Here is a 16,737-nt window from a genome sequence, read left to right on the forward strand (position 1 = left end):
GAGGGCATTACTCCACGGGATATACCTGTGGATGGAAGTGACATTCGAAGCAAAAACACATTGAAAGAAGGGAATAGACTCGCATGAATGATATCATTGCCCAAATCATCGATCACCGCTCGGTGCGCTCATTTAAGGACCAAGAACTGACTAAGGAAGAGATTCATACGATTGTAAAGGCAGCGCAAGCCGCTTCAACGTCGAGCCTGCTGCAAGCCTACACCATCCTTGGCATCACGGACAAGGAGAAGAAGGCGAAGCTTGCAGAGCTTGCCGGCAATCAGAGCTATGTGGAGCATAATGGACATCTATTTGTCTTCTGTGCGGATGCGCATCGCCTAGAGATCGCTTCACAGATGGAGGGAGTCGATCTTGGAGACACGCTGTCCTCCACAGAGAACTTTATGATTACGGTAATCGATGCGGCTCTGGCAGCGCAGAATGCTTCCATTGCGGCTGAGTCGATGGGTCTTGGCATCTGTTATATCGGAGGCTTGCGCAACAATCTATATGAGGTCTCTAAGCTATTGAGCATTCCGAAGCATGTCATACCGCTCTTTGGATTGGTTGTTGGACACCCTGCCCAGATGGTGGACAAGAAGCCTAGACTGCCAATGGAGCTTGTCTATCATGAGAATGGCTACCAAACGAATGCGGTGGAGACTCGCAAGCAGTTGGAGCAGTATAACGCGATCATATCCGCTTACTATCAGGAACGTACGAATGGCAAGCGAGCAGACCGCTGGACGTCCCAGATTGCTCAGATGCTGACGCAGAAGAGCCGTGCTTATATGAAAGAATATGTCCAGAGCCAAGACATGGATACCCAATAAACGGCTCCTTGCGAGGTGCCGTTGTAACAGATGATACTACACAATGAATCGATAGATGGATATCACGATGAAGCCCCTTTTCTGATGAAGAGGGGCTTTTGATAGAAGCGAGCGCAGGGCTTCTTTAGAAACTCTACACGTTTATAGTAGAAGGAATTTGAATGAGGGGCAGCGAATACATGCAAATAGACAAACAACCGCAGAATCCTTCTACAGCTCTCTTGGCATGCAGTGTGATGAACAATCAGACGGGATAGACAAGGGAGCTTTGCTGTGTTAAGGGGCTGCGGACGACACTTTACGAGACGAAGGAGAGGGAATTGTGGCTCTTCTGCGCAAGCTAACCATTCGTTCACAGCTGACCCTCATTGCCCTTGCCCTGGCCTTGATTGTGCTTATTATTTTATCGGCAAGCTATCTTCAGATGGCGAAGATCATTCAATCAAACAACAACAAGGCGACGAGCGATCTTATTCTTCAAATGAAGCAAACGATCTATGCGAACAAGGATGTGCTGGAGCGGTTAATGACGAATATTGCGTTTAATGCGGATGTCCAGAGCTTTCTCCTTGAAGAGGACAAGGTTCAGCGCTTCCTGCTGAGCAAGCGCGTGGAGAGTCTGCTCGTTAATACAAGGACGCTGAAGGAAGGCATCCTCGATATTTTGCTGCTGGGCCATGAAGGGCGCTGGATGGATATCGGAGGCGGCAGGAGATTGACGACACCTTATCAAGGACGTCTCACTGATGAAGGGGCTTTTCAATATTACACGGTGCAGGATGCAGGAGATCAATACTCCACGACGAGTCTTTTCCTTATCGGGGTCAATATCAAGTACGCACAGCCTGGAGAGCGGTTCAATGCATCCATAGGCACGCTGTTTTTTGTCGTCTCTCCCAAGGCGCTGATGGGCGGGATCAGCAGCATCTCACAGGAGATGAACTCCCAAGCCTTCTTTATGGATCAGGAGGATCGGGTTATCGCTAGCGGTGACACAGCTGGCCTTGAGAAAGAGCTGGAGGAGTTGTACACACAGCGAGCCCTCACGAATCATGATGAGCAGGAGCTTCAATGGGATGGACGGACCTATATGGCGAAGGGGGAGTATCTCCCTGAGCTGAAAAGCTCGATTGTGAGCATCATTCCGAAGGATGTGCTGATGCGGGATCTGAACTTCATTCGCATTTTTTTTAGTATTATCTTCGTTCTTGGCGGCATTGTCATGCTGGTGCTGTTTGCCATTCTGACGAACAATATTTTGCTGCCGCTTAAGAAGCTGATGATGTATATGAATACGATCAAGCATGGCAATCTGGACAAGCTGAAGCATGGCATTGATCTCGATGGCTATGTAGAAATTACCGTGATGGCCAATGAATTCAATAAGATGATGAATCAGATCGATATGCTGACGAAGGAACTGCTTGATGCCAATACTGCGCTGCTTGGGGCAGAACTCGAAAGAAAGCAAGCCGAGCTGTCTTACTTGCGCAGCCAGATCAACCCGCACTTTTTATACAACACGCTGGAAATGATTAAAGGCATGGCAGCAGTGAAGGGGGCGCAGGAGATTCGCGCCTCTGCGGCAGCATTAGCAAGCATTTTTCGCTACAGCATCAAAGGAGATGGGATGGTCCCGCTGCAGACAGAGCTGTCGATTATCGAATCTTATCTTCATATCCAAAGGCTGCGCTTTGGCTCTAGATTCCATGTTGAGCTGGATGCAGAAGAGGCAGCGCTTGATTGTCTCGTACCGAAGATGATTCTCCAGCCTATTGTTGAAAATGCTGTGTATCATGGGTTGGAGCTGAAGGAGAAGCAAGGGCTGCTTCGCATTCAAGCTGTCAAGAGCACAGCAGATGATCTCATCCTCATCGTAGAGGATGATGGGGTTGGCATGGAGCCGGATCGACTGGAATGGCTGAAGTCCATGCTGCTCGAATCCCCGCAGGACCTGCTGTCAGGCAAAGGGAAGGGAAGCATCGGCTTTGCAAATGTGAATGCAAGAATCAAGCTGATGTATGGATCGAAATATGGACTTGCCGTACGCAGCGTGGCGGGCAAGGGCACTTGGGTACAGCTAACACTTTCAGCAAAAGCGGGGGTGCACCATGAAGATAAAAGTATTGCTGGTAGATGATGAGCCTTGGGTCGTTGAAAGTCTCAAGGCGAGCATTGATTGGGCAACACATGACTTCGAGGTCATCGGGACCGCGTGCAGCGGTACGGAGGCCCTGACTCTAATGGAGACGCTGCAGCCGGATGTTGTCTTCACAGATATACGCATGCCTGGCATGAGCGGGTTGGAGCTTATCAAGCGCGGCAAGGAACGATCGTTGCTTGTCGATTATGTAGTGGTTAGCGGCTATGCTGAGTTCGCTTATGCCCAGAAGGCGCTGGCCTACGGAGCGATGTCTTACTGCCTGAAGCCCTTTGACGAAGGCGAGATTGAATCGATATTAGGCAGAATTAAGATCAAGCGAGCGCCGGCGAGCTTGGCTGCTACCGATATCGAAACAAAGCTGCTTGCTTATATGGAGGACCCTAGTGACGAGCTCAAGCACGGACTGTTCCAGCAGCTTCAGGAGCTTTCTGTGATCAAGCAGGAGAGCGATGCTATTGGCATATTGGTGCTGTCTACCTCAGGTACGGCAAGACCAAGCCTTCCGGAGGCTTATCCTTATGCGAAGATTGGTAGGATGAAGCATCTTTTTTTGCTTCCTCTGGCTGACCTGGAGCCGATGCTTCATCAACTTGACCCCGACCGAGGTCCTCTGCTGCATTCGCTGATGGCGCAAGAGAATCAGCAGATCTATGGCATCGGCGTCAGCGAGCGTTCAACTGCACGCTTAGACCTGCGCAGAGCGATCAAGGAAGCCAATGAGCTTGCTGATCAGCACTTTATTCGCGGCGGATGTATGATTGCAAGAAGAGAGCCGAGCCTAACGGACACCTTCAAAGGGCTGTTGAAGCAGATGGATGAGGTCATGCGGGCAGGCGATATGGCAGGGGTGCACCGTTCCTTTGACGAGCTGTCTCAGCTCTTTGCAGGAGGGGCGTTAACGGCGCAGCACGCGCTGCAGCTGTATCATGTAGTCAATGCATTCTTGTATTGCTTCCGGTCAGACCACGAGGAGCAGCTTCTCGTGAATCGCGAACAGCTGCTGATGACCTATCCTTCGGTAACGGATATGCTGCAGGATCTTCGACAGCGTGTGGCCAGGTCGATCTTGGAGGCGCAGGACCATGACGTGATCCATACAAGCAATGAGACATTCCGCACCATCTTGATCTATGTAAATCAGCATTTTACCGAGGATATCTCTATTCAGTCGCTGTCTCAGCAGTTCTATACGAACCCGAGTTATATTAGCCAGCTGTTCAAGAAGGAGTTGGGTGAGACGTTCACAGCCTATACGGCAAGGCTTCGAATGACCTATGCCTGTGAGCTGCTGGGAAGCACGGACTTGATGGTTGGGGAGATCGCGGAGCGCTCGGGGTATATGGATTACTTTTATTTTACGAAGATGTTCAAGAAGTTGATGGGCAAGACACCCTCCCAGTTTAGAACGGAAATGCGATGAGCGGTATGTCTTATTATTAGTAACGATATGGACCATTTTTAGACGGAATGATAAACACTGGCGAATAGATCGAAGGCCCCGGCACAGGGGCTTTTTTTATGGAGAGAAATAACGATGATGGCTAAATATGCGAGAGTGGTCTTGATCTTCTACAATGAGAAGTGTTCAGTAGGAAATCGGTTACATTCGGTTGCATGATGAACGCAAATGGCAATGGGTAACGAATCAAAATGAATGATAGGGGGAACTGACATGAAGCAGAAGTGGCTTCTGAAGCTGCTGATGATCACGATGATTGTCCTGCTTGCAGCCTGTTCATCAGGAACGGCAAACGATGCAGCTAAGCCAGATGCGAAGCCAGCCGTCACGGAGAACAAGGAGACGGCAGAGGAGCCTAAGGATGAGGAGAAGAGCGATCCTAAGGCCGCGCCAGTAGACGAGAAGATTGATCTCAAGGGCAGAACGATCCGTATCGGGCAATGGTGGGGAATGGAGAACTACTTGTCTGAGGAGGAAAAGGAGCTTCAGCGCAAGGCAGAGGAGAAATTCAATGTCAAGATTGAATATGTGACCGTGCCCTTCAACGAGATTCAGTCCCGCATCATTACGACATCCGTAGCGGGTCAGCCTTTTGCCGATATCATTATGATCCCGCTTGAATGGTCGATCCCGAAGATGGTCAGCGAGGGATATATTCGCAACATCGAAGACTTGGTTGATCTGAACGATCCGAACTGGAACAATATAATGCTTACCTACGGTAAATACAACGGCAAGCAATACAGCTTCACCTATAACGACAACAACGGCAATGGATTCTACTACAACAAGACGCTGATTCAGAAGAACGGCTTGGAGGACCCCTATGAGCTGCAGGAGAAGGGGGAATGGACTTGGGATAAGTTCCTAGAACTATCCAAGGCGGTGACCAAGGATGGGGTATTCGGTGTGACGCCTTATGATACGCCGCTTTCGCTTACTCTGCCCTTTATTTATTCCAACAACGGCTATGTGACCAAGGATGACAAGATCACCTTTGACTCCCCGGAAACGATGGAAGCCATCCAATTCGTGTCAGACCTCTACAACGTGCATAAGGTCGTAGGGGGAGCCTTCTCGGAAGGAACATCGCTCTTCTATCCAGGCTATCGCTGGGCTGCTTATGATTTCAACGGCGGCATGGCCGATGATTGGGGTTATGTGTTCTACCCGAAAGGACCGAAGGGCGACAAATATGTGGTGCCGACCACGGTCAATATGTGGCACTTGATGAGCGATGTCGAGAATCCGAAGGAGGTCATGGCGGTATGGATGGAGCTCTATGAGCGCGATCAAGAGAAAGGCTTTGATCAGGTCATTCGCGGCGAGGAAGCCAACTTCAGGAATCAAGAAGGCTTGAATTCGCTTCGAAAAATGCTCGGCAACGGCACCGTGATGCAGTTCTATGCCTACGAGGGCTTTGAGAACTATTTTAGCGAGGCTGTCGACAATATTATGAATGGCAAAGGCACACCTGCCAGTGAGCTGGCTCGAATCAAGCCATTAGCGCAAGCGGCCATTGATGTGACCCTGAAGAAATAATTACAGAGCCATAGCGGGACACCCCAGCAGCGCCGATGTCGCATGGGGTGTCTCTCTTAGATGGGAGGAGGATGGCAGTGGCCTCTGTTCACAGCAGTTCGACCGTTAAAGGGCGTTGGATGAAGCTTGTGCTGGCGATGACGATAGCAGCGGGATGCATTGTTCCGGGTGTGTTCTACTCCTCGCGATCGACACAGGCAGATGCGGAGGAAGCTTCTGCGGCCGGCACCGTTGAAGCAATATCCGCTCCATATCAAGAGGGCAGCTACGATCAATACCTGTCCCTGCACGAGCAAGCGCCAAGACCTGATGCCGCGATCGTGATTGAAGGAGAGAGCTATTCGAGTGCGGAGGGGATGAGTCCTCGCATCGTTGAGGGCCTTCCTGGCTTAGCCGGGCAAGCCGTGGAGACGGATGAGGAAGGAAGCATCACATGGACTTTTGATGTTAAGCAGGAAGGCTTGTACCAGATGGCGATTCGCTATTATCAGCTAGAGGGCAAAGGAGCGGATATGGACCGCGAGCTGCGCATTGATGGAGAGCTTCCCTTTGCAGAGAGCAAAAATCTGATGTTTCGGCGGATATGGACCAGTGAAGGCGATATGCTGCGGGATACGCGCGGCAACGATCTGTATCAGAAGCAGGTGGAGAAGCCAATCTGGCAGGACATGTTTGTCCAAAGCGCAGACGGGCGCCATACAGAGCCGTATCAGTTCTATTTTTCAAAAGGTCAGCACACGCTTACGCTCGTCTCTGCCAAGGAGAAGATGCTGATCGATACCATTGTCTTGAAGCAGCCGGAAGAAGCACAGCCTTATGCGGAGATAGCTGCTGATTATGATAAGCAAGGATACACAGAAGCTTCGGATGTCTTCATTAAGATTCAAGGTGAAGCGGCAGCGCTGAAGTCGAGCCAAGTGCTGTATCCGATGATGGACCGCAGCAGCCCCGCGACCGAGCCGTATCATATCTCCCAGATTCGCCTGAACACGATTGGCGGCTACAATTGGTCCAATGCCGGGCAATGGATGACTTGGGAAATCGAGGTCCCGAAGGACGGGCTCTATCATATCGGCATCAAGGCGCAGCAAAGCTTCCAGCGAGGCATGACCTCTTATCGCAAGCTGTACATCGATGGGAAGCTTCCTTTTGCAGAAATGGGCAGTGTTAGCTTTCCTTTCTCTACGGGATGGGAGATGAAGAAGCTGGGTCAAGCACAGGGCTCCTCGACTAAGACTGAGCCGTACTTGTTCTACCTTAGCGAAGGCAAGCATGAGATCAAGCTGGAGGTTACCTTAGGCGAGATGGCGATGCTGCTTCGCACGGTGGAATCAAGCGTGCTTGAGCTCAATCGCATCTATCGGCGCATCATTATGATTACGGGGGCGGTTCCAGATGAGTACCGGGATTATCAGCTGGAGAAAAAGATTCCTGAGCTGGTTGCGGTGATGGCTGAACAGGCCGATGTGCTGGAAGCGGTGGTTAAGCAGGCCGAGCGCCTCTCTGGAGGCGGAGATCGAACGGCTGCGCTGACTCGGCTTATGGTGCAGCTCCGTGATATGGCCGAGCATCCAGAGACGATTGCAAGGCGGCTCGAAACGTTCAAGTCCAATACGAGCTCGCTTGGAGACTGGATCTATTCGATAAACTATATGCCGCTGTCGATTGACTATCTGGTCATTGCTTCGCCGGATCAAGGACTGCCATCCGCCTCAGCCGGCTTCTGGAGCAAGGTTAAGCACAGCACCGGCACCTTCATGCTGTCGTTCTTTACGGACTTCAATGTGCTCGGCGCGGCTGATGGAAGCGATAAGAAGATTACGCTGTGGATGACTCAAGGGATGGACCAAGCAAAGATCGCGAAGCGTCTCATTGACGAATCCTTCACGAGCGAGACGGGCATCGCCGTCGACATTCAAGTCGTAAGCGAAGGCGTGCTGCTGCAAGCCATGCTTGCCGGGCGCGGACCGGATGTTGCGTTCTCGCTGCCGGATGACAAGCCGGTCAACTATGCGCTTCGCCATGCGGTGGAGGATTTGTCCAAATATCCTGGCTTTGATGAGGTGAAGCAGCAGTTCCATGAGAGTGCGATGGTGCCTTATCGGTTCAATGGAGGCATCTATGGCCTGCCTATTGATCAATCGTTCTCTGTGCTCTATTACCGCAAGGATATTTTACAGGAAATGAACATGGAAGTGCCTGACACCTGGGAGGACGTATTTGCCATGATCCCAGAACTGCAAAAGCACAATCTGCTGTTTGGCTTCCCGATTCAGGTGCTCGTGCGCTTGGGTTCGAATGTGCAGGACAGCTCTTCCTTGCCGGTCAATGCCACCTTCGGCACGATGCTGTACCAGAATGGCGGCGAGCTGTACAAGAATGACGGCAAAGAAAGTGCGCTTGATACTGAGCTTGCGATTAAGACGTTCATGGATTGGACGGATCTCTATACGACGTATAAGCTGCCGCTCACGACAGACTTTGTTAATCGCTTCCGCAGCGGGGAGATGCCGATCGCGATAGCCGATTATACCCGGTTCAATGTGATCAGCGCCACGGCTCCAGAGCTGAAGGGACTGTGGGACTTTACCGTAGTGCCGGGGACGAAGCAGCCGGATGGCACGATTCGCCGCGATGTGCCGACAAGCGGCACGGCAGCCGTGATGCTGGCCGAAAGCGAGCACAAGGATGAAGCGTGGAGCTTCTTGAAGTGGTGGACCAGCACGGAGACACAAGCCAAATACAGCCTGGAGCTTGAAGGCGTCTTTGGGCCTTCCGGCCGCAATGCGACTGCCAATCTGGAGGCAGTGGCCCGCATACCTTGGCAGGTGCAGCATTATAAGACGCTGATGGAGCAGTGGAAGTGGGCAAAGGGCATTCCAGAGGTGGCAGGCGGATATTTCACGGGACGTCATCTCGACAATGCGTTCCGCAGCGTCGTGATCTCTAACGAGGACCCGCGGGAGGCAATCGACCTCTATACACGCTACATCAATGATGAGATTAAGAAAAAGCGCAAAGAGTTCGGATTGCCATATTAGAGAAAGGAGGCGAGTTCTCATATGTCCCTATCCAATCAAGGCGTGCAGGAGCACAAGGCGGATTCGGGTGTGTATCTAGGCGGGCCCGAGAAGGGGAGAGTGGCTCAGGTGCTGCGGGAAATAAAGCTGAAGCGGCATGGATACATGCTGCTTGCGCCTTACTTCGTTCTCTTCTTTGTCTTCACAGCCTTTCCCGTGCTGATGGCCTTTGGACTCAGCTTCACGAATTTCAACATTCTGGAGCCTCCAAGCTTTGTCGGCTGGGAAAATTACGCGAACTTATTTATTAAGGATGAAGTGTTTTTAATTGCGCTCAAAAATACGCTTCTGTTCGCTGCAGTGACAGGACCACTCAGCTATATTGCCTGCTTCTTTCTAGCGTGGCTCATTAATGAGCTGTCGCCGGGCATACGCTCGGTCATAACCTTATTGTTCTATGCTCCTTCCATATCAGGCAACGTCTATTTGATCTGGCAGGTGGCATTCTCGGGCGATTCCTTTGGATACATTAATGCGTTCTTGATGAAATGGGGCTTTATTCTGGAGCCGATTCAGTGGCTGCAGGACCCGAAGTATATGCTGATCATTATTATGCTGGTTCAGCTGTGGCTTAGCTTGGGCACCGCGTTCTTGGCCTTCATCGCAGGCCTGCAAGGAATGGATATGTCCCTTATTGAAGCGGGAGCGATCGATGGCATACGCAATCGCTGGCAGGAGCTGTGGTTTATTACGCTGCCATCGCTGCGTCCGATGCTTATGTTCGGTGCGGTCATGCAGATTACGTCCTCCTTTGCCGTCGCTGATGTCGCCACGAATATGGTCGGCTTCCCGAGTCCGCAATACGCGGGACATACAATTGTGACGCATCTGAACGACTATGGCTCCATTCGCTTTGAGATGGGATACGCAAGCGCCATTGCCGCGGTGCTGTTCATCATGATGCTTGGCTCGAACCTTATCGTTCAGAAGCTCTTGAAGAAGGTAGGTGACTAGATCAGATGAAGTGGACGATTCAATGGCGCTGGCGCAGGCAGAAGAAGCTGAACCGCTCCTTCTCGATGGATCTTGTGCTGTTCTTCATCTTAGCTGGAGCAGGGCTCTTTATGGCCGTGCCCTTTGTCTTCATGATCAGCACCGCCCTGAAGCCGCTTGACGAGCTGTTTTTATTTCCACCGACCTTTTTTGTCCGTTCTCCTACCTTAGACAACTTCTATGATCTTGGACTCATCTTCTCCAACACCTGGGTGCCGCTATCACGATATATGTTCAATACGATCTTTGTTGCGCTGACAGGAACGGTCGGACACGTCATCTTAGCTTCGATGGCCGCCTATCCGCTTGCCAAGCTGAGGCTGCCGGGCGGCAATGTGCTGTTCATGATCGTGGTGCTCTCGCTGATGTTTGCACCGCAAGTAACGGCCATTCCCAACTATTTGACAGTGTCGTGGCTTGGGCTGCTGGACTCCTATTGGGCTTTGATCTTCCCAGCCATCGCGACATCCCTAGGCTTGTTTTTGATGAAGCAATTCATGGAGCAGATTCCAGATGCCTTGATTGAAGCGGCGAAGATTGATGGCGCGAGCGAATTCCGCATCTTCTGGAGCATTGTGATGCCGATGGTAAAGCCAGCGTGGCTGACCTTAATTATATTTTCGTTCAAGGGACTGTGGGGAACCGGCAGCGGCGGCCAAGGCGCGTCATTTGTTTACAGCGAGCAGCTGAAGACGATGGACTATGCGTTCAGCCAGATCCTGGCGGGCGGATTCTATCGCTCAGGGCCGATGGCTGCGGCAGCGCTTATTATGATGCTTGTTCCGGTGCTGATCTTTATTTTGACACAGAGCAGCGTCATTCAGACGATGTCGACCTCAGGACTCAAAGACTAATGCAGAAAGGAGGAGCTTATATTGGCTTTGATCCGAAGCTTGACCTCCGTTCTTATTCTGATCAGCCTGGTGCTTGGCCTTGCGCCTTCTGCCTATGCACTGCCTGATTACGGCTACAATTATTCCTATTGGGGCGAAGCGGAGCCTGCACCCTACCCGTATCTTGCGGAAAAGCATATTTACGGAACCGATCTCGGCATTGGGGAGATGAATGCGCCACAGGATGTATTTGTAGCCGATGATCATCGCATGTACATCGTGGATACCGGCAACAACCGGATTGTGGTGCTGGATGAGCAAGGAAAGCTCATTCGAACGGTGGAAGCCTTTATGCGCGACGGAAGAGAGGATGGCTTCAACAAGCCTTATGGCTTGTATGTCGATCATCAACGGAATCTCTATGTCGCAGATACCCACAATCAGCGAATCGTGAAGCTCAATGAGCAGGGGAAGCTGCTTCAAATCATCGAATCGCCAGAGTCGAGTGTTCTGCCAGAAGGCTTTCAATTTTTCCCGAACAAGATCTATGTGGATCAGGCGAACCGCATTTATGTTATTGCGCAGGGAGCTTATGAAGGAATGATGGAATTCGATGCTGCTGGGGGCTTCAAGGGCTACGTTGGAACGAACAAAGTTAGATTCAGTCCCGTGGACCTGCTCTGGAAGCGGCTGTCTACGAAGGAGCAGTCCAAGCAGATGGAGCTGTTTTTACCTGTAGAGTTCAGCAATCTTGATGTTGATGAGCGGGGATTCATCTATGCGGTATCCTCAGAAATTAACTCGAAGACGCCGATCAAGCGCTTTAATCCAAGCGGGGAGGATATTCTGCGGCGCGAAGGCTACTTCAATCCGATGGGCGACATCTCTGTCATCCAGATTGAGGCTTCAGAAAGCGCCACTGCGAATCTGCAGAATGCCGGCAGCTCTAGATTCATCGATGTCGTCTCTGATGTCAGCGGGATGTACAGCGGACTCGATTCTGCGCGCAACCGCATCTTCACTTACGACCGAGACGGCAACCTGTTGTATCAGTTTGGCGGCATCGGCACGCGCTGGGATAACTTCCAGAAGCCGATTGCCTTAGCGCTGCTCGGAGAGAAGATGGTCGTGCTTGATCAGGAGATGAATCGCTTGAGCATCTTCGCTCCGACGCGATACGGCGCCCTTATTCGCGAAGCGGTCAAGGCGCACTATGATGGGAGAGCGGATGAAGCGGCTGAGGCGTGGAAGGAAGTGCTTCAGCTGAATGCGAACTTCGACATCGCTTATATTGGCATCGGCAAAGCATTGATGAAGAAGGATCAGAATCAGCTCGCCATGGAGTACTTCAAGAACGGCAACAATCGCAAATATTATTCGGAAGCGTTCAAGCGGTATCGCAAGGAAGTGCTGTGGAACCATTTTGGAACCATTATGACAAGCCTGCTTGCGGCTGCAGCTTTGGCAGTAGCCGGCCGTGTGCTGTGGGTTCGACATCGGGCCAAGGCCTATTATGTGGATACGGGCGTCATTACCGCGCCTTTCTATACGATTTTTCTTCCCTTCAACGGATTCTGGGAGATGAAGTATGAGCAGAAGGGGCGAATGCAGATTGCCATGCTCATCTTGCTGATGCTGATGCTGACGATGATCATGAAGCGCCAGTATGCCGGCTTTATCGTCAACTTCAACAAGCTGTCAGAGCTGAACAGCATCGATGAGCTGAGCTACATTGTACTGCCATTTCTGCTGTTCTGTATTGCGAATTGGTCTTTGACGACGCTAATGGATGGTGAAGGCAAGTTCCGCGATATTGTCATGGCTGTTGGCTATGCCTTGCTTCCGCTCGTTATCGTCTATCTTCCGCAGATTGCGTTCAGCAATATGATGACCCAGGAAGAGGCTCCTTTTTATTATCTGATGGAGACGATTGCTGTCATTTGGTTCTTATGGCTGCTCTTTGTCGGCATGATGACAGTCCATCAATACAGCATTGGCAAGACGCTGATCACGCTGTTTCTGACCGTGGTTGTCATGCTCTTCATTGTGTTTTTGGGCATTCTTTGCTTCAGCATGCTGCAGCAAATGATTGCATTTGTCCAGTCGATCTTTACCGAAATCAGAGCAAGGGTGTAAGGAGGGGCGAGATATGCGTAAGAGAACAAAATACATGATTCTGCTCGCTACGAGCCTAATCCTTGCAGCAGGGATCGGCGGCGGATGGGCAGGAGGACTCATGATGGGGGGGACAGCTCCGCTCTTGGATTCTTCCGGTGGCGAAGAGGGCGTAGCAGGGAATAGGTCCACGATGTCCACGCTTGCCAAGGAAGCTGCTCCTTCGGATGAATGGCCAGCGGAGGGAGTGCTCCCAGATGCTGCTTCTGCTGACGAGGGAAGCGAAAGGAAAGCGGCTTTGCCTAGTGGCAAGAAGGCTTCAGCGGTCACGACAGCTGCTGCTGCAGAAGTACCCATGGGCACCGCTCTTATCACGGAAAATGCTTATTTGCAGCTCTATTTGAATAAAAAAACGACCGAGGTTGTTGTTCGGGATAAGCGTACAGCCGAGCTGTGGAGCACGAACCCAGCAGATCGTGATCAGGATAAGATTGCCAAGGCAATGAATCGCAGCGATCTCGATTCCCAGCTGATTCTGTCCTATTTTAATGATAAAGGCTATGAATCGCTGATCAACAATGCCTCGGAAAGCATTGAAAAAGGGCAATTTGAGATCGAGGAGCTGGCGCATGGCGTCAAGATCATCTATGAGATCGGAAGCTCAGAGAAAGGGCTTGGCGCTATCCCGCAGGTGATCAGCAAGGAACGCTTTGAGGAGCGGATCTTGAATCAGATCGAAGATGAGCAGGCGCGTTCTCGGCTTCGCAATCGTTTTTTCTTCAATGAGGCGAAGCAGCAGTATGAGCGCAAGGAGATGCAGGATTACATTGTAAAGGATGTCGTCGCGATTCTGGAATCGATCGGCTATACAGCAGATGAGGCGAAGCAGGACAGTGCGTCGGCGGATGAAGAGTCTTCGATCAAGGAGAGCGCTGCGCCCCGCTTTATCATTCCGATTGTGTATGAGCTCAATGAGGATCAGCTGCTTGCACGCATCGATACCGCAGGGGTGCAGGATACAGAAGCATTCCCGCTGCATAAGATTACGCTGCTGCCTTTCTTTGGCGCAGCGGGCCTTGATGATGAAGGCTATATGTTCGTTCCAGATGGATCGGGCGCCTTGATTGACCTGAATCAGAATCATGCGGGGGCACGAGCATACGAGCTTCCGCTCTATGGTGAGGATGCAACACTGAAGAGCAATGAATCGCTTCAGCCGCAGTATGCCGAGCGTTCACGCTTGCCGGTATTCGGCATGAAGCGCGGGAATCAAGCGATGCTGGCCATCATTGAAGAGGGAGATGCCCAGGCTTCCATCTTCGCAGAGCCAAGCGGCCGCTTGAACAGCTACAACCGGATCAGCGCGAGCTTTGGGATGAGGAATATGGAGTCGGTTCAATTCCGTGCAGGTTCGGTAGCGCGGCAGATTCCGAAGTATTCTTCAATGTATAGTCAAGGCATCGCGGTTCGGTACAGCTTCTTAAGCGGAGAGCAGGCGGATTACGTGGGAATGGCGGAGCAGTACCGCCAATATCTGATTGAGCGCCACGGCATGAAGCGCATCCAAGAAAACGGCGAGCTTCCTTTTGTGCTGGAGCTAGTTGGCGGTATTCCGGTTCGCAAGACGTTCTTAGGGATTCCCTATGAATCGGTTGAGCCCGTCACGACCTTCGATGAAGCGATTGACATCTTAAAGCAGCTTCAGCAAAAAGGAATCAAGCGCATTCAGCTCAAGTATTCAGGCTGGTTTAATGAAGGCTATTATCATACGCTTCCGTCTCGGATCAAGCCAGATCGCGTCCTGGGGGGGACAGAGGGGCTCCAGAAGCTGATTCAATATGCGAAGGAGCATCAGATCGAATGGTTCATGGATACAGCTTTCCAGCGTGTATATGAGAAGGGTAAGGGATTCAAGGCAGATCGAGACGGGGCAAGATTCTTAAACCGCAAGGCCGCATCGAAGAAAAATGTCGACCTTGTCACCACCAATCAAGGCGAGCGGCTCTACTATGTACTGGCTCCTGATAAGCTGCTTAGCGTCGTTGATCACTTTATTCAGAGCGTTATGCCTTATCAAGTCCGCTCGATCTCGCTTCGTGATCTGGGTGAGGATCTGAACAGCAGTGTCAGCGATAAAAAGACAACGACAAGACAGGAGACCCTGTCGATCGTAACAGACAGCCTGCAGAGATTGAAGGAGCAGATGGACCATCTCATGATTAGCGGCGGCAATGCCTACAGCATTCCGTATGCAAGCACGATCGTCGATGCGCCATTAACGAGCAGCCGCTTCAATATCGAGAGCGAGGAGATTCCTTTTTACTCGATCGTGGTGCACGGTTACGTCGATCATGCGGGCAAGCCGCTCAATCTAGAGCGCGATCAGGACCCTCGCACCTCGATGCTGCGCATGCTGGAGACAGGTTCTCTTCCAGCCTATCAATGGTTCTACGAGGACCCTTCGGTTATTCGCGATACGAAGCTCAATGATCTGTATTCCGCCTCCTATGTGAACTGGATGGATGAGGCTTCCGCAATCTATCAGGAAGTGAGCGCAGTGCTTCAAGCGGTGCAAAACGAGCCGATCATTCACCATCGCAAGTTGCAGGAGCAGGTATATGAAACGACATTTGCAAACGAGCTTCGCATCCTTGTTAACTATAATCGTGAAGCGGTAACGATTGACGGAATAACCATTGAGGCACTCGGATATCGTACCGATGGAGGTGGAGCATGAACAAAATAGTTGCTTGGAGAAGGCGGGATAAGGAAAGTGGGGCACACTCGGGCAAGCGCTCGAAGTTTACCTTGCAGGAGAAAAAGGCTGGACTTGGCCTGTTGTTTGTCACGCCATGGCTGCTAGGCTTTATCTTCTTGTTCCTTGTGCCGCTGTACCAATCGTTTGTCTACAGTCTCAACAAGCTAACCCTTGGCAAAGGCGGCTTTGACACCCGCTATGTCGGCTTTCAATTCTATCAAGAGCTGTTTACGAGCCATCCCACCTTTAACCGCACGCTGGTTGAGGCGATCATGGACATTGTCATCAGCGTTCCTTCGATTACGATTTTCAGCCTGTTTGTCGCTACGCTGATCAATCAGAAGTTCAAGGGCAGGGTGTTTGCGAGAGCGATATTTTTCCTTCCCGTATTGCTCGCCGCACCGGTGCTGTCCTTGGAGAACAGCTCGCAGATGACGTCAATTGCAGCCTCGGTAACAGGTGGAGCTGAGGATGGCGGCTTCGCCTTCACGAGCTTTGAGCTTAAGCGCATGCTGCTTGAGTCTGGCGTAGGAAGCGGCATCGTGTCCTATATTACAGGATCGGTGGATCGCATCTATGAAGTGATCAGCTCCTCCGGAGTGCAGATTCTTATCTTTCTAGCGGCGCTGCAGTCGATCTCGCCATCGCTGTATGAGGCGGCAAAGATTGAAGGAACAACAGGGTATGAGGCCTTCTGGAAGATAACCTTTCCGATGATCAGTCCGATTATGCTGACGAACGTCGTCTATACGGTCATTGATTCCTACAGTCGCAATCAGCTGAGCCAGATGATCAAGGATACAGCCTTCCAATCGCTGAACTTCAGCTTGAGCGCAGCCATGGCGTGGGTATACTTCCTGATTGTATCGATCATTCTGCTTGCCACGACGACCCTCATCTCGCGCAAGGTGTTCTATTATGATTAACGAACGCAATGAACTAGAACAAGGAGGGATCTGG

10 protein-coding genes are annotated in these 16,737 nt (G+C 51.3%); all 10 read left to right on the top strand.

Going from position 1 to position 16,737, the window contains the following annotated elements; translation table 11 throughout:
* Positions 1 to 83: 83 nt before the first annotated feature.
* The 10 genes from nfsA (at position 84) to B9Y93_RS19305 (ending at position 16,703) form a co-directional block, all read left to right on the top strand.
* Positions 84 to 833, top strand: coding sequence for an oxygen-insensitive NADPH nitroreductase (gene nfsA, locus B9Y93_RS19260; RefSeq protein WP_085497169.1), 750 nt, complete (start codon positions 84 to 86; stop codon positions 831 to 833).
* A 322-nt stretch (positions 834 to 1,155) separates the two neighbouring features.
* Entirely contained in the window at positions 1,156 to 2,973 is a 1,818-nt protein-coding gene (locus tag B9Y93_RS19265; protein WP_085497172.1) for a cache domain-containing sensor histidine kinase, read from the top strand.
* Positions 2,945 to 4,417, top strand: a complete 1,473-nt coding sequence (locus tag B9Y93_RS19270) for a response regulator (RefSeq protein ID WP_085497174.1) — start codon at positions 2,945 to 2,947, stop codon at positions 4,415 to 4,417. Before B9Y93_RS19265 ends, B9Y93_RS19270 begins: the two co-directional genes overlap by 29 nt.
* A 252-nt stretch (positions 4,418 to 4,669) precedes the next feature.
* The gene (locus tag B9Y93_RS19275; protein ID WP_170936588.1) at positions 4,670 to 5,998 is read left to right on the top strand and encodes an ABC transporter substrate-binding protein; all 1,329 of its coding nucleotides are present in this window, start codon (positions 4,670 to 4,672) and stop codon (positions 5,996 to 5,998) included.
* 77 nt (positions 5,999 to 6,075) lie between these two features.
* The gene (locus B9Y93_RS19280; protein WP_244903484.1) at positions 6,076 to 9,039 is read left to right on the top strand and encodes an extracellular solute-binding protein; all 2,964 of its coding nucleotides are present in this window, start codon (positions 6,076 to 6,078) and stop codon (positions 9,037 to 9,039) included.
* Positions 9,040 to 9,060: 21 nt separating this feature from the next.
* A complete protein-coding gene (locus B9Y93_RS19285) occupies positions 9,061 to 10,032 on the top strand; it encodes a carbohydrate ABC transporter permease (RefSeq protein WP_085497179.1) in 972 nt (323 codons plus the stop codon).
* A gap of 5 nt (positions 10,033 to 10,037) precedes the next feature.
* Positions 10,038 to 10,925, top strand: coding sequence for a carbohydrate ABC transporter permease (locus tag B9Y93_RS19290; RefSeq protein ID WP_085497181.1), 888 nt, complete (start codon positions 10,038 to 10,040; stop codon positions 10,923 to 10,925).
* 21 nt (positions 10,926 to 10,946) lie between these two features.
* Positions 10,947 to 13,040, top strand: a complete 2,094-nt coding sequence (locus B9Y93_RS19295) for a YIP1 family protein (RefSeq protein ID WP_244903485.1) — start codon at positions 10,947 to 10,949, stop codon at positions 13,038 to 13,040.
* Between the two features lie 13 nt (positions 13,041 to 13,053).
* Positions 13,054 to 15,756: a DUF5696 domain-containing protein gene (locus B9Y93_RS19300; RefSeq protein ID WP_085497183.1), complete on the top strand. Its 2,703-nt coding sequence runs from the start codon at positions 13,054 to 13,056 to the stop codon at positions 15,754 to 15,756.
* Positions 15,753 to 16,703, top strand: a complete 951-nt coding sequence (locus B9Y93_RS19305; protein WP_244903486.1) for a carbohydrate ABC transporter permease — start codon at positions 15,753 to 15,755, stop codon at positions 16,701 to 16,703. The genes B9Y93_RS19300 and B9Y93_RS19305 overlap by 4 nt, the downstream gene beginning before the upstream one ends.
* The last annotated feature ends 34 nt before the right edge of the window (positions 16,704 to 16,737 follow it).

This window comes from Paenibacillus aquistagni, assembly GCF_900177815.1.
In the GTDB taxonomy this organism is placed as follows: Bacteria; Bacillota; Bacilli; order Paenibacillales; family Paenibacillaceae; genus Paenibacillus_B; species Paenibacillus_B aquistagni.